This is a genomic window from Nonomuraea sp. NPDC004580 (assembly GCF_040609855.1).
Taxonomy (GTDB): domain Bacteria; phylum Actinomycetota; class Actinomycetes; order Streptosporangiales; family Streptosporangiaceae; genus Nonomuraea; species Nonomuraea salmonea.
In genome coordinates this window covers 1-16,624 of the sequence record NZ_JBEXLH010000029.1, presented here as the reverse complement: position 1 = coordinate 16,624, position 16,624 = coordinate 1, and the positions used below count along the sequence as shown (strand labels likewise).

The following is a 16,624-nucleotide window of genomic DNA, read 5'->3' as shown; positions in this document are numbered from 1 at the left end:
ACGCGCCGCAAACTCGCACGACGCCACGTCTGTGCTTACATGGCAAACGTGGCAAGTCCCCTGCAGTACGGCGATCCTCCCCGGCTGGGGCCCTACGTGGTGCAGGCGCGCCTGCACAGCGCGCCCGCCGGATTCGTGTACCTCGGCCAGGGCCCCGACGGCCGGGCCGTGTCGCTCGCGGTGCTCACCCGTGGCGCCGCCTACGACGCCGCGGCCCGCGACCGGTTCGTCACCGCCGTCAGGGACGCCGGCGGGCGGGAGCGCTCGGGGGTGCGCGGCTGGCTCAACCGTCCCGCCCGGCCGCGCGGCGGTGGCGCGGTGCTGGAGGGCGCGCCCGAGGTGCTGGCGTACGACGGGGGGCGGGCGCCGTGGGTGGCGGTGCCGTACGCGCCGGGGCGTCCGGGCGCCGAGCGGTTCCTGGAGCCGGTCATGGTGGGCGGGACGCTCATCGGGCAGGCCCATGGGCCGGACTTCGTGCCGTACTGGCTGACCGACCGCGCCCCCGCCCTGCCGGGACCGCCGCGCCCGCGCCGGCCGCTGACCGAGACGCGCAAGCGGGTGCTGATGGCCGCGCTCGCCGTGGTGCTGCTGTTGCTGCTGGTGGTGACGATCCTGCTGTTGCTGCTGCTCGGGCGGCAGGACAGCGAGCCGCAGCCCCGGCAGCTACCGCCGACGGTGTTCGTGCCGACGCCGCCGCCGACCCCCGAGACGCCCGAGCCGCGGCCGTCGCCCTCGCAGTCACCGTCGCCCACGGAGAGCGGGCAGAGCACGCCGGGACGCTCGCCGGGCGAGGACCCCGGCGACGAGTCGCCGCTGTGAGCGGTTCGGCCGTTAAATGATTTGAGCCTCACGTAACGTGAGGGCTTAGCGTCCAGGGCCATGGAATTCACCGTTCACGACACCCTGACCCCGATGGCGTCCCTGCTGGAGCAGCCGCTCTCGCACCGGCCTGACGCGCTGCGGGAGCTGCTGGAGCCGATGCGCTCGTCCATCCCGATGCCGGGCGACATCGTCGACATCCACCACCAGGGCGGCGGCTTCCGGGTCGACGAGGACGACCCGCGCTACCTGCCCGCCGTCCGCCGCATGATCGAGGAGGACGTGCTCGGCCAGGTGCGGCACGAGCTGGAGCGGGCCTCGCAGGCGCTGAGCGGCGCCAAGCAGGCCGACTCGCTGCAGGTCTTCCTCATGATGGGCGACCCCGGCAACGAGCACCTGATGACGACGGCAGGCGGCTATTACGGCATGGGAGCCGGCACCGGTTACATCTACCTGCTGGCGTGGCCGGCGGACGACGTGATCGGGCGGATCCCGCACCTGGCCGTGCACGAGTTCCACCACCACGTGCGCTACACCAACGTGGAGTGGAACCCGGCCACCGTGACCGTGGGCGAGCACGTGGTCGGCGAGGGGCTGGCCGAGGCGTTCGTCCGCGAGCGGTCGGGGCCTGAGGCGATGGGGCCGTGGTCGTCCATGGTGGCAGGGGATGCCTTCGAGCGCGCCCTGGAGCTGATCATGGCCGACTTCGACCTGCAGGGGATGCAGAACACGCCGGCGTACGTGCTGGGCGACGGCACGGCGCGGAGGTTCGGCCAGGAGCCCCGCGGCATCCCCGACATGGCCGGGTACGCGGTGGGTCTCCACCTGGTCGACCGCGCCCTGGCCGCCACCGGGCTCACCGCGGCCGAGGCCACCGTCGTCCCGGCGGCCGAGCTGCTGCGCCGGGGCGGCGTCCGCCCGTGACGTCAGCCGGGGGAGACGAACCCGGACTCGTACGCGGCGATCACCGCCTGGGTGCGGTCACGCGCGCCCAGCTTGGCCAGGACGTTGCCCACGTGCGTCTTGACCGTCTCCTGGCTGACGACCAGCTCGCCGGCGATCTCCTGGTTGGACAGGCCCCTGGTCATCAGCCGCAGCACGTCGCCCTCGCGCTCGGTCAGCCGGTCGATGCCGGGCACCCGGTCCGGTGACCCGGCCGGTGACCGGCGGCCGGCCAGGGCGCGGATCGCGGCCGGGAACAGCAGCGAGTCGCCGGCCGCGACCATGCGCACGGCCTGGACGAGGTCGTCCGGTCTGGTGCGCTTGAGCAGGAAGCCGCTGGCCCCCGCCCGGAGCGCGTCGTAGACGTAGTCGTCGTTCTCGAACGTCGTCACCACCAGCACCTTGGGCGGATCATCCAGGGCCAGCAGCCGCTCGGTGGCCCTGATGCCGTCCAGGGCGGGCATGCGGACGTCCATCAGCACCACGTCGGGCCGCTCCCGGCGCACGATGGGCAGCACCTCGGCGCCGTCGGCGGCCTCACCCACGACGGTGAGATCCGGCTCGGCGTCGAGGATGATGCGCAGGCCGGCACGGATGAGATCCTCGTCGTCGGCGATCACGACTCGCAGCGTCATGAACCCGACCGTAGCGGCAGCCGAGCCGTCACCCGCCACCCACCCGCGGCAGGCCCGGCCTCCAGCTCACCCCGCAGCAACCTGACCCGCTCCCGCATGCCCGCCAGCCCCCGCCCCCCACTCCGCCCTCCACTCCGCCCTCCACTCCGGCCCCCACTCCGGCCACCGCTCCACCCGCCGCCGCCGCGTTGGGCGTTGACGACCTCCAGGTGCAGGTCGTCGCCGTGGACGGCGGCGGTCAGGCGGACGGGGCCGTGGCCGTGCTTGATGGCGTTCGTGAGCGCCTCCTGCACGATCCGGTACGCCTCCCGTGACACCACGGCAGGCACCCCGGACAGGTCGCCGACCTGCTGCTGCACGGAGGCGCCTGAGGTGGCGACGAGCTCGCCGAGGTCGGCCAGCGTGGCCTGCGGGGCGATCCGGCGTTCGGCACCGTCGGCGGAACCGCCGCCGGCACCGTGGGAGGCACCGTGGGAGGCACCGTCGGCGTCCCTGCCGGCGGCGGCTGCATCGCGGGTGGCGTCGTCGCCGTCTCTCAGGAGGCCGAGGACGTGGTCGAGGTCGTCGAGGGCGGCGCGGGCCGACTGTTCGATGGCCCCCAACGCGGTGCGTGCGGTGGCCCGGGCGTCGCCGGAGTCGCGGTCGAGGACGCGTCCTGCCGCCGCGGCCTGCAGGGTGACGACGCTGAGCGCGTGGCCGACGGAGTCGTGCAGTTCGCGGGCCAGGCGGTTGCGTTCGGCCAGGGCGCGGGCGTGCTCCTCGGCGGCGGCCAGCCGCTCCGAGGGGGTGGGGCCGAGCAGGACGGGAGCCAGCCTGGCCAGGAGTTCGCCGGCTCCGGCCACCAGGGCGACCAGGGCGACCAGCAGCGCGACCCCGCTGAGCGCCCACAGCACCGCGTTCCAGCCTGGCGTGATCTCCATCCCGCCCAGGTCCGGGGGCGGGCCGGTGAAGAGCACCACGAGCGTGAAGACCGTGAACGGCAGGATCGCCAGCGTGCAGCCGCTGACCACGCCGCCGATGCCCAGGTGGAGGGTGAACCAGGTGGCGGTGCGCCGCCGCTCCTGCCAGGTCCGTCCGGTCTGCCGCGGCGGGGTGCGCACGCGCGCGCCCAGCAGGCCCTGCGCCGCGCTCACCTCCAGCCCGCGCACCGGCAGGAACAGCCCGGTGACGGCCACGACGGGCAGCATCACGCCGAAGACGCCGATCTGCGCGGGCAGCAGCAGGTTGCCAGGCTCGCCGCTCACCAGGCCCGCGACCAGCACGCCGACCATCATGTACGGCATCAGCAGGGCCCCGCCCAGGATGAGGCACGTCCACCGGCGGAACAGGTTCCCTGTCACATCCGAGAGTGTATGTCGAGGAAAAGCCGCCTCTCCCGGCGGTTTCCCGCCGCTTCGAGGTCGCTCACGCGGCGCCTACGGCGGGGCGGGCGCGCAGGCGGGCGCGGCCTGCGTCCCGGGTCGTGGCCGGGCGGCGCGCCTTCGCCGGGTCGTGGCAGCGGGTGTCGGTCGGCGGCGGCGTGCTGATCGCGTCGGGCTCGGCACGGTGCTCACTCTCGTCCTCGACGAGGCGGCGCTGTACGGCCACCGCGACCTGGTGTGGATCTACGTGGCCGGCGCGGCGCTGATCGGCGTGATCGTCTACGCCACCATGCCCGAGACGAAGGGCAAGGAGCTGACCTGACCCGGCCCCCGCGTGACCGGCCGGCCCGCGGGGGCCGGGGCCGGTCAGCGGTCGGCGGCGAGGCTGTGGACCGGGTGCTCGCCCTCGGTCTGCAGCCGGTACTCGCGGCCGTTCTTGGCGCGGTTGTCGTCGATGACCCGCTCGGACGGGGCCTTCTCGCCGCCCATGAGCGCTTCCTGCATCTTCTCGAAGCGCTCGTGGGCCTCCTGGACGTAGCCGGTGCCCAGGGTGGTGTAGTCGATCTGGGTCGCGATCAGCTCGCGCAGGTACTCCTTGTTCGGCTCGAACGTCACCGGGGCCGGCAGTTCGGGCGCGAGGACCTGCTCGGGGTCGCGGCCGTCGTGCCTCTTGAACAGCTCGGCGGCCAGCCGCAGGTGCTCCAGCTCCATGTTGAGGTGGAGCTCCCAGATGTTCTTCACCTTCGGGTCGGACTCGGTCTCCATGAACGAGTGGTACAGGTAGCACTCGTTGTACTCGTGGTTGAGCAGCATCTCCCACCAGCTCTCGCCCGGGTCCACGAGGGACTCGTAGTGGGTGACGTGCTCCTCTTCGATGAGGCCGATCTCCTGGTAGAGCTGGCGGGCGATCGGCTCCATGTAGGTGGGGCCGACGTTCATGTAGAAGTTCATGGTCTGCTGCTCGGCCGCCATGATGGTCAGCGCGTGCAGCTTCGAGATCGGGGGCGTCTTCGTCCTGTCGTACGGCTCGCGCACGTTGTCCACCGGATCACGGTGGTGCATGAACGTCGGCCGGCCCGGCATGACCTCGGTGAGCTGGCCGACGATCTTCTCGGCCTTACGGTGCTCGATCATCTCGTACAGGTTCGAATACCGGTAGAGGTGGTCGAAGTCCTCCAGGACGCCGAACTGGTACGCCTGCTTCAGGTACGGGTCGGGCTCCATCCTGGCGACCCAGGCGGTGAGGTCCACCGCGACCTGCTCGTACGCGATCGTCGTCTCCAGCACCGAGGCGAGACCGGGCAGCAGCCAGTTGACCGCCTTCTGCTGCTGCTGCTCGATGTAGCGGACCCGAGCGAGGTGCTGCTTGATCTCCACGTCGGGGCAGTGCCTGGCCAGGTGGTGGCTGAACATGATCGCCTCGACCTCGACGCCGTTCATGGCGATGATGCGGCACCGCGTGTACGGATCGGCGTGGTCGGGATCGGTCGGCGTGACGTTCAGCTCCCGCCAGTTGCGCAGCTGCTTGTCCAAGGGGATGCCGCGCTCGCGCAATGGGTTGAAGGTCATGTGCGTCCGCTCCTTCGCGGTCGGGAACATGCGATGTGCCCGCCTACCCGAGGCGTCCCGGCGCAATCTCGGCGCCCGTTCCGCCGAAGCTCCGGGTTGGGTAATCCGTTCGCCTCTTGAGCGTGTTCGGCCGAGGCCGGGGTAGGCAGCCCCGTACTCGAAGGAGGAGAGACATGACGAAGACGGCGCCGGAGAAGATGGCCGAGACGGACGTCATCGAGTTGCTCGTCGCCCAGCACGGGATGATCAGGAACCTGTTCGACGAGGTCGAGCAGGCCCCCGCCGACCAGCGCGGAGAGGCGTTTACCCGCCTGGTGCGCCTGCTCGCCGTGCACGAGACCGCCGAGGAGGAGATCGTGCACCCGTACGCGCGGGGCAAGATCGACGGCGGCGACGGTGTGGTGGAGGACCGGCTGGCCGAGGAGAACCAGGCCAAGGAGATGCTGTCCCGCATGGACCAGGCCGGCCCCGACGCACCCGACTTCATGGAGAACCTGCTGATGCTGCGCGGCGCCGTCGAGGCGCACGCCCGCGCCGAGGAGCGCTACGAGTTCAACAAACTCATCGCCCACACCACCGAGGCCGAGCGGCGCAGCATGGCCGCCGGCGTCAAGGCCGCCGAGGCCATGGCGCCCACTCACCCGCACCCCGGCACCGAGTCGGCCACCAAGAACGTGCTCATGGGCACGCCGATCGCGATGATGGACCGCGTCCGCGACGTCATCCGCCAGGCCATGGGCAAGAACCCCTGATCATGGCGGCCCCCAAGGGCATCGGCCTGCCAGGCACGATCCTGGGGATCGGGCTGGGCGGCTTCGTCGACGGCATCCTGCTGCACCAGCTGCTGCAGTGGCACCACATGCTGAGCAGCACCGACACCGACCGCATCGGGGTGCGCTACTACCCGGTCGACACCGTGCCGGGCCTGCGGATGAACACGGTGTGGGACGGCCTGTTCCACACCGTGACCTGGCTGGCCGTGCTCGCCGGGATCGGCCTGCTCTACTCCCGCGTGACCGCCTCACGCGGGCGGGTGTGGCGCTCGCGGGCGCTGTGGGGCTGGATCCTGTCGGGGTGGGGGCTGTTCAACCTGGTCGAAGGCGTGATCGACCATCACCTGCTGGGCATCCACCACGTCCGTACGGGGCCGTACCAGCTGGCGTGGGACCTCGGGTTCCTGGCGCTCGGGGTGGTCCTGGTGGCCGGGGGGTGGGCGCTGCGGCGCGGCGCCGACACGCTCGACCTGTGCCAGGCCCCCCGGTGATGACCCACCACCATTTCGACGGCACGCCGCTGCTGCTCCTGCTCCCGGCGGCCGCCTATCTGGCTTTGGCGGGTCGTGGGAAGTGGAGCCCGTGGCGTTCCGCTGCTTTCCTGACCGGTCTCGCTCTCGCCGGCGTGGCCTTGGCCGGGCCCGTCGCCGAGCTGGCCGCGCACGATTTTCGCGGCCACATGGTGCAGCATCTGCTCATCGGCATGCTGGCGCCGCTCGGCCTGGTGCTGGGCGCGCCGGTGAGGCTGCTGCTGCGTACGCTGCCGGCCGCCCGCGCCCGCCGGCTCACAGCGCTGCTGCGCTCGCTGCGCCTCGTCGCCAACCCGATCGCCGCGCTGCTGCTCAGCGTGGGCGGGATGGTGGTGCTGTACTGCACGCCGCTCTACCGGCAGACCCTCACCAACCCCTGGCTGCACGAGTCCGTCCACCTGCACTTCCTGCTGTCCGGCTGCCTGTTCGCGTGGGTGATCGCCGGGCCCGACCCGGCGCCGCGGCGGCCGTCCGTACCGGTGCGGCTGGTCGTGCTGGGCGTCGCGATCGCCGTGCACGCCGGGCTGTCCCAGCTCATGTACGCCGGCCTCGCCGTGGACCTGCCCGTACCGGCCGAGCAGCGGCGCGGCGCCGCCGAGATCATGTACTACGGCGGGGACCTGGCCGAGCTGCTGCTCGCCCTCGCCCTGGTGAGCTCATGGCGGCCGCGCCGGCGCGCCGCCGCGCCCCCTGTGCGGTCCGTGTCCGCCTGACTCCTCCCAGGCAGGCCCGCATCACAGGTTTGTTGCAGTATGCAAGGTTCGCTTGGTCTCCTCAGGCCGTCCGGCTGGAATGGTCGTCGTGATGCGGGAGGTACACGGGGGGCGTGTCCTGGGTGCCGCGGAATGGCCGCCGAGGAGATGAGGCGTGAGGGATGGGGCTTTCCCGGGAAGAGCGGCGGGCACTGGAGGAGCTGGAGAAGCGACTGGCACTCGACGAGCCCGAGCTGGACGCGCTGCTCTCCGGGTCCGGTGGCTCTTCCCTGCGGCGCAGGTCGGCGGTGCACGTCTGGCTGATGCTGATGCTGCTCACCTGCGCGATCTTCATGATGGGAATCGTGCTGTTGCTGACGACGGGGGAGCGGGAGTGCCCGGGGGTGCCGTTCAGCTCCTGTGAGGGGGTCGGCGCCCGGCAGGAGGGGTAGCGCGGTACAACTGTGGTCATGGGTGACATGTCCGCGATCAGTGGGAAATCTGCTGATGATGGGGACGATGATCTGTCGGCCGTCGTCACGGCCGTGCTGAGCGGGTCGCGGCTGCTCGTCGCCGTCGCCGCCCGGTCGCTCGGCGCGGTCGAGGACCGCATCACGCTGCCGCAGTTCCGGATGATGGTGGTGCTGGCCGGGCACGGCGAGACCAAGCTCGTGACCATGGCCGACCTGCTCGGCGTCAACTCCTCCACCGCCATGCGGATGGGCGACCGCCTGATGGCCGCCGGGCTGGTCGTGCGGGAGGTCAACCCGCACAACCGGCGCGAGAGCCTGATGCGGCTCACCACCGAGGGGCGGCGCATCGTCGACCAGGTGATGGAGCGCCGCCGTACCGAGATCGGCGCCATCGTCGCCCGCATGTCGGCCGAACAGCGCCGCGCGCTCATCTCCGCCATGAACGCCTTCAACGAGGCGGGCGGCGAGTCCCCGGAGACCGCGCCCCGGCCGCTGGGCTGGCAGGACGTCTGACCTCGCAGCCTCGGTCGGGTCAGGCCAGGTCGGGTCAGGCCAGGTCGGGTCAGGCCAGGCCGGGGCGGGTGGAGTCAGGCGGCCGGGTCGGGGAAGCTCTCCGGGGTGGTCAGGCCCGTGCTCTCCAGCAGGCGCTGGTGGTTCAGCACGGCCGCGTTGCACTGCTCGGCGAAGCGGCGGACCAGCGTGTTCTGGGTGCTGCCGCGCACCTGGCCGATCAGGCCGAAGATCTGGCCGTGCGCCAGGCGCAGCCACTTGATGTACGTGGCGTCGTAGGCGGAGCCGGTGCTGCCGGAGATGTCGCTCATCCAGCTCTGCTGCTGCTCGGTGGGCTTCACCGGCAGCGTGATCTCCAGCTTCGAGGCCACCTCGCGCACCTGCCGGTCCAGGGTGTGGTGCTGGCTCGCGATCGTCTCGCTCACCTGCCTGACCTTGGCCGTGGTGGCGCGCTGCACGGCGTCCTGCGCCATCGGCATCTCCCAGAGGCCGGCCAGGCGCACCTTGCGGACGAGGTCCCTGTCGATCTTCGACACCGGCCCCCACTTCGTCTCCCAGACCCCCTCGTCCTCGTCCTCCGCGGGCGGGCCGGAGGGCTCGGAGGGTTCCTCGTCGGGGAACGGCGACTCGCTCGCCACCTCGGCGAGCGCGGCGGTGTTGGCGCCGTCCGCGGCGGGCGTCGGCGTGTAGCCGGCGCACGCCGTCACCGGCAGGAGCGTGGCGGTCGCGCAGACGACGAGTACGCGTCGGGGTCCCATGATCATCGTCCCCTTCCCTGAGACGGCCGTCATCATGAGGTACGCCGCCGGAGGCGAGGTCGTTCATGGCACTGTGCAAAAGTTGCAGGAGGCCATGGACGATCACCAGGGAGGAGGCGCCATGGGCGCCGTCGACTCCGCGCATTACTGGCGCCATCCCGGTCTGGGCGGGCTCGACCTGATGCACGCGCGGTTCGTCCGGCACCGGTTCGGGCGGCACAGCCACGAGACGTACGCGATCGGGGTGGTCGAGCAGGGCGAGGAGGAGATCCGCTTCGCCGACGGCGTCGAACGGGCAGGGCCGGGCGGCGTGGTGCTCATCGAGCCCGGCGTCGTGCACACAGGGCAGGCCCGCACGCCGGACGGGTGGACGTACCGGGTGCTCTATCCCGGGGTCGAGCAGGTGCGAGCGGCGGCGGCCGAGCTGGGCGGCGGTGCCGGCACCCCGTCGTTCAGCCGCAGGGTCGTCGCCGACCCGCGCCTGGCACGGCAGGTGGCCGCCGCGCACCGGGCCGCCCGTCCCGGCGGGGCCGCCGACGCCGACCTGCGGCTGCACGCGCTGCTCGTACGCCTGCTCGCCGCGTACGGCACCTCGGGAGGCACGCGCAGGGAACGTACCGATCAACGCGCCCTGGAAAGAGCCCGCGACCTGCTGCACGCCGGGCTGCCCTGCCCACCCCCGCTCACGGAGCTGGCCGCCTCGGTCGGGCTCACCCCGTTCGGCCTGGTCCGTTCCTTCCGTGTCCGGTACGGCATGCCGCCGCACGCGTACGTCACCCACCTGCGCGTCACCCGCGCCCGCTCCCTGCTCGCCGCCGGGCTGCCGCCCGCCGAGGTCGCGCAGCTCGTGGGGTTCTGCGACCAGTCACACCTGTCCCGGCACTTCCGCCGCCTGGTGGGCGTGCCACCGCGCGCCTACCAGCGTGCAATAACGTCCAATCCCCGCCGGCCCGACTCCTCCTAGGGTGCCGGGCATGACGGAACTCGACCTGAACCGCCCCGACATGGCGGCACTCGGCCGGCAGGCCGTGGACGTGCTGGCCGACTGGCTCGACGCCCTGGAGAAGTCGCCCGCCAGCGACTACTCGCCGCCCGACGGCCTGGCGGAGCGCCTGCGCCGCCCGCCCGCCGCGGGACCGGGCGACTTCGGGGAGCTGGCTGAGACGTTCCTGCGGGCGGCCGGGCAGGGCGTCAACACCGCGGGCCCCGGCTACCTCGCCTACTTCCCGGCCGGCGGGCTGTACTCGGCCGCGCTGGCGGAGCTGCTGGCCAACGCCGCCAACCGGTACACGGGGCTGGCCCAGATGTCGCCCGCGCTGGTCGCCATGGAACACGGCGTGCTCACCTGGCTGTGCGAGCGCTTCGGGCTGCCGCCCGGCGCGGGCGGCATCACCACCAGCGGCGGCTCGACGGCCACCCTGTCGGCGGTGCTGGCCGCCCGCCAGAGCCGGCTGGGCGACGATCTGACCGGCGCGACGTTGTACGTCACCGGCCACACCCACCACTGCGTGGCCAAGGCCGCCCGCATCTGCGGCCTGCCCGCGGCCGTGCGCGAGGTGCCCGTGACCGGCGACCTGCGCATGGACGTACGGGCCGCCGCCGAGCTGATCGCCGCCGACCGGGCCAAGGGGCTGCGGCCGTTCCTGCTGGCGGGCACGGCGGGCACCACCGGCACCGGCACCATCGACCCCCTTCCTGAGCTGGCAGAGCTGGCTTCCCGCGAGGGGCTGTGGTTCCACGTGGACGCGGCTTACGGCGGCGGCTTCCAGCTCACCGAGCGCGGCCGGCCGCTCCTCACCGGCATGGAACGGGCCGACTCCGTCGCCCTCGACCCGCACAAGAGCATGTTCCTGCCGTACGGGACCGGCGTGCTGCTCGTCCGCGACCCCGCCACACTGCACGCCGCGCACGCCGACGGCGGCGACTACCTCCAGGACCTCGCCGCGATGGACGGCCTGCCCGACTTCGCCAACCTCGGCGTCGAGCTGACCAGGGAGTTCCGCGGGCTGCGGCTGTGGCTGCCGCTGCACCTGCACGGCGTGGACGCCTTCACCCGCGAGCTGGAGGAGAAGCTCGACCTCGCCGCCGTCGTGCATCGCGAGCTGGCCGCCGATCCCCGCTTCTCCGTGCCGTGGCGGCCCGACCTGACCGTGGTGGTCTTCCGGCTGCGCGAGGGCGACGACGAGCGCAACCGGCGCCTGCTCCAGGAGATCAACGACGGTGGCCAGATCTACCTGAGCAGCACGAACGTCCAGGGGCGGCTGTACCTGCGGCTGTGCGTGCTGAGCTTCCGCACCCACGCCCGTCACGTCGAGCGTGCGTTGCAGATCATCAGGGCTGCGGCCGACGTCGGCTGAGTGTTTCGGGGCGCGTACGAAAGTTTCATCAACGTTCGGCGGCCTTATTTCCCCAGCGTCCAGCGTCGGCGTGGTAAGGGGGTCTTCACTTCGCGCAAGGGGCCGTTGACAGGTGCCGGAAAGCGGGCCGATACTTTCGCCAGTCCACCGATATTTTCGGAGGGCATCCGGCTTCACCACGTTCGATCGGGGCCACCTCGGCCATCGGGCGCGTACCACGCTGCCCGCATCCCCGCCGTCATCACGCGAGGAGGAAGCACCCCATGAACGGCGCACCCCCCTACCCGCCGGGCCGCAGACGCGGCCGCGCACGGCGGTTCATCGCCCGCGCGGGCGCCATCGTCGTGGCGCTGGCCGTCGCGATGCTCCCCGGCATCGCCCACGCCGCCATCACGACGAACCAGACCGGCAACAACAACGGCTACTTCTACTCCTTCTGGACCGACGCCCAGGGCACCGTCTCCATGGAGCTCGGCTCCGGCGGGAACTACAGCACGTCCTGGCGCAACACCGGCAACTTCGTCGCCGGCAAGGGCTGGTCGACCGGCGGGCGCAGGACCGTGTCGTACTCGGGCAGCTTCAACCCGTCGGGGAACGCGTACCTGACCCTGTACGGGTGGACCAGGAACCCGCTCATCGAGTACTACATCGTCGACAACTGGGGCACGTACCGTCCCACCGGTACCTACCGGGGCACCGTGACCACCGACGGCGGGACGTACGACATCTACCAGACGACCCGCTACAACGCCCCGTCCATCGAGGGCACCAGGACCTTCGACCAGTTCTGGAGCGTCAGGCAGCAGAAGCGGACGGGCGGCACCATCACCGCAGGCAACCACTTCGACGCCTGGGCCCGCGCCGGCATGAACCTGGGCAACCACGACTACCAGATCCTCGCCACCGAGGGCTACCAGAGCAGCGGCAACTCCAACATCACCATCGGCGGCTCCGGCGGGGGCGGCGGCGGTGGTGGTGGTGGAGGCGGTGGCGGCGGTGGCTGCACCGCGACCCTCTCCGCCGGCCAGCAATGGAGCGACCGCTACAACCTCAACGTCTCGGTCAGCGGCTCCAGCAACTGGACCGTCACGATGAACGTGCCCTCCCCGGCCCGCGTCCTGTCCACCTGGAACATCACCGCCAGCTACCCGAGCGCGCAAGCGCTCACCGCCCGCCCGAACGGCAACGGCAACAACTGGGGCGTGACCATCCAGCACAACGGCAACTGGACCTGGCCCTCGGTCTCCTGCAGCGCAGGCTGACCTCCCCCTGAACCCTGTGGCGCGACGGCTGCGAAAGCCGCCGCGCCACAGCGCCGTCCACGCGGGGGTCAACCGCCGTTACGGTGGGGCCTTCCGCGCTGAGGGGGGAAGCCGCCGGTCCGGCGGCTCGGTCTTCTGCGGTTTGAGGGGGAAGTCAGCTGAGTCAGCGGGGTGGGCCGGCGACGATCGTCCTGCGGGCGTCGGCGACGCCGCCGCGCCACCAGCCCATCGCCTCCACCCACCAGGTCATGCCCGCCTCCGCGTAGCCCTCGACGAGGCCGTCGGCGGCGCGGCCCTCCAGGGCGATGTCGAAGCCGTCCAGTGAGCCCCGCTCCTCGCCCAGGAAGTCGACCACCCGCGCGAACTCGGCCACCGGCACCGGCGGGAGGTCCTGGCCATAGTCGCGGAAGGTCGGCATGGCGCCGTCCCAGCGGGCCGCACGGCGGAAACCGGCCCGCGTGGGCCAGCGGCCGGGGCACCAGATCGGGATGCGGGGCCGCTGCACGGGGGCCGGCGGCAGCCGCTCCCAGAGGTGGGTCAGGTCGTCCAGGCCCTGGTCGAGCTTCGCGGCGCGGACCTTCAGGTCGGGGTCCTCGCCGAAGTCGGTGTACTCCTCGTCGAGCGAGCCCAGCCCCGCGCCGAAGACGAGCCGGCCGCCGGAGAGGCGGTCCAGTGAGGCGGTCTCCTTGGCGACCGTCTGCACCCGGCGCCGGGGGAGAGCGGTCATCAGGATGCCGAGGCGGACGCGCTGCGTGCGGGCGGCGATGGCGGACAGCGCCACCACCGGGTTCGCGACCGGCCAGCTCGGGTCTTGGTAGAGCAGGTGGTCCCAGAGGTAGACCGCGTCCCAGCCGTGTTCCTCGGCGGCGACGCCCAGCTCGGTCAGCAGCGTGGGGTCTCCGAACTCGCCTACGTTCGGCAGCCCGACAGCGAAGCGCACCATGAGGTAAGGCTATGCCCGCGCACGAGCCCGCTCGACCATGGAACACGGTAAGACGCCGACAAATATCTCTTGAGCTGGAAATTCCCCATTACATCGTAAGCAGAGCTAACATTTCGGGCATGAGTACGGAGGATCTGCCCGGTGCGTTCGCCGGCGTGCTGCTCGGGCTCAACCGGCTGATCCGGCGCCGCCTGCGTCAGGGCCTGACCGGGCCGCGGCTGCGCGGCGCCCAGGTCGAGCTGCTGCGCCTGGTCGCCGACCGCCCCGGCATCAGCGTCTCGGCCGCGGCCAAGGAGCTCTATCTGGCGGGCAACTCGGTCTCCACGCTGGTCAACCAGCTCAGCGGCGCCGGGCTGCTGCACCGCGAGGTACGCAGCGAGGACCGCAGGTCCGCCAGGCTGCTGCCCACCCCGGACGGCGAGGCACGCCTGCGGGCCTGGCAGGAACGCCGCACGACGCTCGTCCGCGAGCACCTCGCGCGGCTCCCCGAGGAGGACAGGGCCGCGCTGGAGGCGGCACTCCCGGCGCTGCGCCGCCTGGCCGCCGGCCTGCAGGAAGAGCGGGAAAAGCGGGAAGAGCGGGAAGACGAGGTGACCGCGAAATGACGCCCACCGAGGCCGCCCGCGACGGCGTCCCGGACGGCCGAGCGGGTCATGCGCCCGGCGGTGAGGCGGCGGTCGCGTGCACCGGGTTGCGGTACGCCTTCGGCGAGTCCGTCGCCGTGGACGGGCTCGACCTGACCGTGCGGGCGGGGGAGGTGTTCGGGCTGCTCGGGCCCAACGGGGCGGGGAAGACGACGGCGATCAGGTGCGTGACGACGCTGCTGCCCGTGCCCAAGGGCATGGCGCGGGTGTTCGGGCTGGACGTGGCCGCCGACCGGATGCGGGTGCGGCGCCTGCTCGGGTACGTCCCGCAGCAGCTCTCGGCCGACCCCGGGCTGACCGGCAGGGAGAACGTCTCGCTCTTCGCGCGCGTCTTCGACGTTCCCAGACGCGAGCGCCGGGAACGGGTCGCCCAGGCGCTGGAGGCGGTCGGCCTCACCGACGCCGCCGACCGGCTGGCGAAGACCTATTCGGGCGGCATGGTACGCCGCCTGGAACTGGCCCAGGCCCTGGTCAGCGCGTCCCGCCTGCTCATACTCGACGAGCCCACGATCGGCCTCGACCCCATCGCCCGCACGGTCGTGTGGGAGCACATCATGGCCGTACGCGCCGCGACCGGCATGACGGTCCTGGTCACCACCCACTACATGGACGAGGCCGACCAGTACTGCGGCCCGCCTGGCGGGTCGTCCCGGCCAGGGTGGTCGCGATGTGCGTGGTGGAGCTGCAGAAGCTGCGCCACGACCGTACGGAGCTCTACACCCGCGCCGTCCAGCCCGCGCTGTGGCTGCTGGTCTTCGGCGAGACGTTCACCCGCATCAACGTGATCCCGACCGGCGGCATCCCCTACCGTGACTACCTGGCGCCGGGGATCATCGCGCAGTCCACGATGTTCATCGCCATCTTCTACGGCATCCACATCATCTGGGAACGCGACTCAGGCGTGCTGACCAAGCTCCTGGTCACGCCGACGCCCAGGGCGGCGCTGGTGGCGGGGAAGGCGTTCGCGGCAGGGGTGAAGGCCATGGTGCAGGCGGTCGTGGTCGTGGTCATCGCCGCGCTGCTCGGCGTGCACCTGTCCTGGCATCCGCTGCGCCTGCTCGGAGTGATGGTGGCGGTGCTGCTCGGCTCGGCGTTCTTCGCCTGCCTGTCGGTGACGATCGCCGGCGTCGTCCGTACGCGCGACCGGCTGATGGGCTTCGGCCAGGCCATCACGATGCCGCTGTTCTTCGCCTCCAACGCCCTCTACCCGACGACCTCGATGCCGGACTGGCTGCGGGTGGTCAGCGCGGTCAACCCGCTCAGCTACGAGGTGGACGCGCTGCGCGGGCTGCTGCTCGGCGTCCCCGCGCACCTCCCGCTGGACTTCGCGGTGCTGGCGGTGGCCGCCGCGGCCGGCATCACGGCGGCGGCCGCGCTGCTCGGCCGCCTGGCCAGGTGAGCGCAGGTCATCGCCCGTTTAACCCGATCTTTCCCGGGCAGCCGCCGCCCATGATGGACTACGTGCTCCCGCTGCGCTGGGAGGACGACCGCGGCCTGGACGAGCTGACCGCCTACCTGCGCACGCTGGCCCGCCACGTGGGCGCGGTCATCGTCGTCGACGGCTCGCCGCCCCCGCTGTACGAGCGGCACGCCGCCGCCTGGCGCGGCCTGGTCACGCACGTCCGCCCGGCCGCCGACCTGCGCCACGCCAACGGCAAGGTCAACGGCGTGCGCACCGGCATGCGGCTGGCCCGTGCCCCGCACGTGGTCATCGCCGACGACGACGTACGCCACGACCGGGACACGCTCGCCAGGATCGACACGCTGCTGACCGCCGCCGACCTCATACGCCCCCAGAACCACTTCACCGAGCTGCCCTGGCACGCCCGCTGGGACACCGCGCGCACCCTGCTCAACCGCAGCTTCGGCGCCGACTACCCCGGCACGTTCGGCGTGCGCCGCGCGTTCTTCGAGCGCATGGGCGGCTACGACGGCGACGTGCTGTTCGAGAATCTCGAGCTGATCCGCACGGTACGCGCCCACGGCGGCAGGGAGCTGTGTGCCCTCGACCTGTACGTGCGGCGGCTCCCGCCCGACGCGGCCCGCTTCTGGAACCAGCGGGTCCGCCAGGCCTACGACGACCTGGCGCAGCCGGGCCGGCTGGCGGTGTTCCTGCCGGTGCTGCCCGCGCTGGCGTGGTGCCTGTGGCGGGGCAGGTGGGCGCCTCCGGTGGCGGGCGCCGCGCTGGCCGTCGCGCTGGCGGAGACCGGGCGGCGCCGCGCGGGCGGGCGGCACGTCTTCCCCGGCACGTCGGCGCTGTTCCGGCGTTGTACGACGTCGCGCTGCTCGGGATCATGTGGTCGACGTTCAACGGCTTCATGCACGGCGCGGCGCTCCTGGGCACCGAGAAGATCGC

Annotated in this window: 20 protein-coding genes and 1 pseudogene; 16 read left to right on the top strand and 5 right to left on the bottom strand. The window is 72.0% G+C overall.

Annotation, left to right across the window (positions count from 1 at the left end; translation table 11 throughout):
• Positions 1-39: 39 nt before the first annotated feature.
• Both ABZW11_RS26910 and ABZW11_RS26905 read left to right on the top strand, forming a co-directional pair.
• Complete coding sequence (locus ABZW11_RS26910) at positions 40-819, top strand: hypothetical protein (protein WP_355422424.1); 780 nt, start codon at positions 40-42, stop codon at positions 817-819.
• 60 nt (positions 820-879) lie between these two features.
• Entirely contained in the window at positions 880-1,743 is an 864-nt protein-coding gene (locus tag ABZW11_RS26905) for a DUF2268 domain-containing putative Zn-dependent protease (protein ID WP_355422421.1), read from the top strand.
• Positions 1,744-1,745: 2 nt separating this feature from the next.
• Here ABZW11_RS26905 and ABZW11_RS26900 read toward each other — a convergent pair whose 3' ends face one another.
• Entirely contained in the window at positions 1,746-2,396 is a 651-nt protein-coding gene (locus ABZW11_RS26900; RefSeq protein WP_355422418.1) for a response regulator transcription factor, read from the bottom strand.
• Positions 2,393-3,736 (bottom strand): histidine kinase, encoded by a 1,344-nt coding sequence (locus ABZW11_RS26895; protein ID WP_355422415.1) that lies wholly within the window; start codon positions 3,734-3,736, stop codon positions 2,393-2,395. The genes ABZW11_RS26900 and ABZW11_RS26895 overlap by 4 nt, the downstream gene beginning before the upstream one ends.
• Positions 3,737-3,941: 205 nt before the next feature.
• On the opposite strand from ABZW11_RS26895, the gene ABZW11_RS26890 reads away from it, so the two are divergent.
• Positions 3,942-4,079, top strand: a complete 138-nt coding sequence (locus tag ABZW11_RS26890; protein ID WP_355422412.1) for a hypothetical protein — start codon at positions 3,942-3,944, stop codon at positions 4,077-4,079.
• A 44-nt stretch (positions 4,080-4,123) separates the two neighbouring features.
• Here the strand turns inward: ABZW11_RS26890 and ABZW11_RS26885 are convergent, their stop codons facing one another.
• Positions 4,124-5,326 (bottom strand): hypothetical protein, encoded by a 1,203-nt coding sequence (locus ABZW11_RS26885; protein WP_355422409.1) that lies wholly within the window; start codon positions 5,324-5,326, stop codon positions 4,124-4,126.
• A 173-nt stretch (positions 5,327-5,499) separates the two neighbouring features.
• Between ABZW11_RS26885 and ABZW11_RS26880 the strand changes: the two genes are divergently transcribed.
• From ABZW11_RS26880 to ABZW11_RS26860, 5 genes are all read left to right on the top strand, one after another.
• Positions 5,500-6,078, top strand: coding sequence for a hemerythrin domain-containing protein (locus ABZW11_RS26880; RefSeq protein ID WP_355422406.1), 579 nt, complete (start codon positions 5,500-5,502; stop codon positions 6,076-6,078).
• 2 nt (positions 6,079-6,080) lie between these two features.
• Positions 6,081-6,590: a DUF2243 domain-containing protein gene (locus ABZW11_RS26875; RefSeq protein ID WP_355422403.1), complete on the top strand. Its 510-nt coding sequence runs from the start codon at positions 6,081-6,083 to the stop codon at positions 6,588-6,590.
• On the top strand, positions 6,572-7,342 hold the full coding sequence (locus ABZW11_RS26870) for a cytochrome c oxidase assembly protein (RefSeq protein ID WP_355422400.1): 771 nt from the start codon (positions 6,572-6,574) through the stop codon (positions 7,340-7,342). The genes ABZW11_RS26875 and ABZW11_RS26870 overlap by 19 nt, the downstream gene beginning before the upstream one ends.
• A 161-nt stretch (positions 7,343-7,503) precedes the next feature.
• The gene (locus ABZW11_RS26865; protein ID WP_355422397.1) at positions 7,504-7,773 is read left to right on the top strand and encodes a DUF3040 domain-containing protein; all 270 of its coding nucleotides are present in this window, start codon (positions 7,504-7,506) and stop codon (positions 7,771-7,773) included.
• An 18-nt stretch (positions 7,774-7,791) separates the two neighbouring features.
• Positions 7,792-8,307, top strand: a complete 516-nt coding sequence (locus ABZW11_RS26860; RefSeq protein WP_355422394.1) for a MarR family transcriptional regulator — start codon at positions 7,792-7,794, stop codon at positions 8,305-8,307.
• 74 nt (positions 8,308-8,381) lie between these two features.
• On the opposite strand, the gene ABZW11_RS26855 is transcribed toward ABZW11_RS26860, so the two are convergent.
• Positions 8,382-9,062: a DUF4142 domain-containing protein gene (locus ABZW11_RS26855; protein ID WP_355422391.1), complete on the bottom strand. Its 681-nt coding sequence runs from the start codon at positions 9,060-9,062 to the stop codon at positions 8,382-8,384.
• 121 nt (positions 9,063-9,183) lie between these two features.
• Between ABZW11_RS26855 and ABZW11_RS26850 the strand changes: the two genes are divergently transcribed.
• The 3 genes from ABZW11_RS26850 (at position 9,184) to ABZW11_RS26840 (ending at position 12,681) form a co-directional block, all read left to right on the top strand.
• The gene (locus ABZW11_RS26850; RefSeq protein WP_355422388.1) at positions 9,184-10,026 is read left to right on the top strand and encodes an AraC family transcriptional regulator; all 843 of its coding nucleotides are present in this window, start codon (positions 9,184-9,186) and stop codon (positions 10,024-10,026) included.
• A gap of 10 nt (positions 10,027-10,036) precedes the next feature.
• A complete protein-coding gene (locus tag ABZW11_RS26845; protein WP_355422385.1) occupies positions 10,037-11,419 on the top strand; it encodes an aminotransferase class V-fold PLP-dependent enzyme in 1,383 nt (460 codons plus the stop codon).
• Positions 11,420-11,682: 263 nt separating this feature from the next.
• Positions 11,683-12,681 (top strand): glycoside hydrolase family 11 protein, encoded by a 999-nt coding sequence (locus ABZW11_RS26840; protein WP_355422382.1) that lies wholly within the window; start codon positions 11,683-11,685, stop codon positions 12,679-12,681.
• Between the two features lie 163 nt (positions 12,682-12,844).
• On the opposite strand, the gene ABZW11_RS26835 is transcribed toward ABZW11_RS26840, so the two are convergent.
• A complete protein-coding gene (locus tag ABZW11_RS26835) occupies positions 12,845-13,624 on the bottom strand; it encodes an LLM class flavin-dependent oxidoreductase (protein WP_355422379.1) in 780 nt (259 codons plus the stop codon).
• 119 nt (positions 13,625-13,743) lie between these two features.
• On the opposite strand from ABZW11_RS26835, the gene ABZW11_RS26830 reads away from it, so the two are divergent.
• The 5 genes and pseudogenes from ABZW11_RS26830 to ABZW11_RS26810 form a co-directional block, all read left to right on the top strand.
• A complete protein-coding gene (locus ABZW11_RS26830) occupies positions 13,744-14,229 on the top strand; it encodes a MarR family transcriptional regulator (protein ID WP_355422376.1) in 486 nt (161 codons plus the stop codon).
• Positions 14,226-15,053, top strand: a complete 828-nt coding sequence (locus tag ABZW11_RS26825; protein WP_355422370.1) for an ATP-binding cassette domain-containing protein — start codon at positions 14,226-14,228, stop codon at positions 15,051-15,053. The genes ABZW11_RS26830 and ABZW11_RS26825 overlap by 4 nt, the downstream gene beginning before the upstream one ends.
• A complete protein-coding gene (locus tag ABZW11_RS26820; RefSeq protein WP_355422367.1) occupies positions 14,936-15,667 on the top strand; it encodes an ABC transporter permease in 732 nt (243 codons plus the stop codon). The genes ABZW11_RS26825 and ABZW11_RS26820 overlap by 118 nt, the downstream gene beginning before the upstream one ends.
• 50 nt (positions 15,668-15,717) lie before the next feature.
• A pseudogene (locus ABZW11_RS26815) lies at positions 15,718-16,284 on the top strand (glycosyltransferase); the annotation flags it as partial.
• Between the two features lie 278 nt (positions 16,285-16,562).
• The coding region (locus ABZW11_RS26810; RefSeq protein WP_355422614.1) for a hypothetical protein at positions 16,563-16,624 on the top strand (62 nt) is incomplete at its 3' end.

Bases quoted from the DNA above. Each gene is read 5' to 3' on its own strand.
- ABZW11_RS26880 (WP_355422406.1), top strand. From the start codon at position 5,500: ATGACGAAGACGGCGCCGGAGAAGATGGCCGAGACGGACGTCATCGAG.
- ABZW11_RS26830 (WP_355422376.1), top strand. From the start codon at position 13,744: ATGAGTACGGAGGATCTGCCCGGTGCGTTCGCCGGCGTGCTGCTCGGG.
- ABZW11_RS26845 (WP_355422385.1), top strand. From the start codon at position 10,037: ATGACGGAACTCGACCTGAACCGCCCCGACATGGCGGCACTCGGCCGG.
- ABZW11_RS26820 (WP_355422367.1), top strand. From the start codon at position 14,936: ATGTGCGTGGTGGAGCTGCAGAAGCTGCGCCACGACCGTACGGAGCTC.
- ABZW11_RS26875 (WP_355422403.1), top strand. From the start codon at position 6,081: ATGGCGGCCCCCAAGGGCATCGGCCTGCCAGGCACGATCCTGGGGATC.
- ABZW11_RS26840 (WP_355422382.1), top strand. From the start codon at position 11,683: ATGAACGGCGCACCCCCCTACCCGCCGGGCCGCAGACGCGGCCGCGCA.
- ABZW11_RS26905 (WP_355422421.1), top strand. From the start codon at position 880: ATGGAATTCACCGTTCACGACACCCTGACCCCGATGGCGTCCCTGCTG.
- ABZW11_RS26855 (WP_355422391.1), bottom strand. From the start codon at position 9,062: ATGGGACCCCGACGCGTACTCGTCGTCTGCGCGACCGCCACGCTCCTG.
- ABZW11_RS26910 (WP_355422424.1), top strand. From the start codon at position 40: ATGGCAAACGTGGCAAGTCCCCTGCAGTACGGCGATCCTCCCCGGCTG.
- ABZW11_RS26835 (WP_355422379.1), bottom strand. From the start codon at position 13,624: ATGGTGCGCTTCGCTGTCGGGCTGCCGAACGTAGGCGAGTTCGGAGAC.
- ABZW11_RS26850 (WP_355422388.1), top strand. From the start codon at position 9,184: ATGGGCGCCGTCGACTCCGCGCATTACTGGCGCCATCCCGGTCTGGGC.
- ABZW11_RS26885 (WP_355422409.1), bottom strand. From the start codon at position 5,326: ATGACCTTCAACCCATTGCGCGAGCGCGGCATCCCCTTGGACAAGCAG.
- ABZW11_RS26860 (WP_355422394.1), top strand. From the start codon at position 7,792: ATGGGTGACATGTCCGCGATCAGTGGGAAATCTGCTGATGATGGGGAC.
- ABZW11_RS26900 (WP_355422418.1), bottom strand. From the start codon at position 2,396: ATGACGCTGCGAGTCGTGATCGCCGACGACGAGGATCTCATCCGTGCC.
- ABZW11_RS26865 (WP_355422397.1), top strand. From the start codon at position 7,504: ATGGGGCTTTCCCGGGAAGAGCGGCGGGCACTGGAGGAGCTGGAGAAG.
- ABZW11_RS26825 (WP_355422370.1), top strand. From the start codon at position 14,226: ATGACGCCCACCGAGGCCGCCCGCGACGGCGTCCCGGACGGCCGAGCG.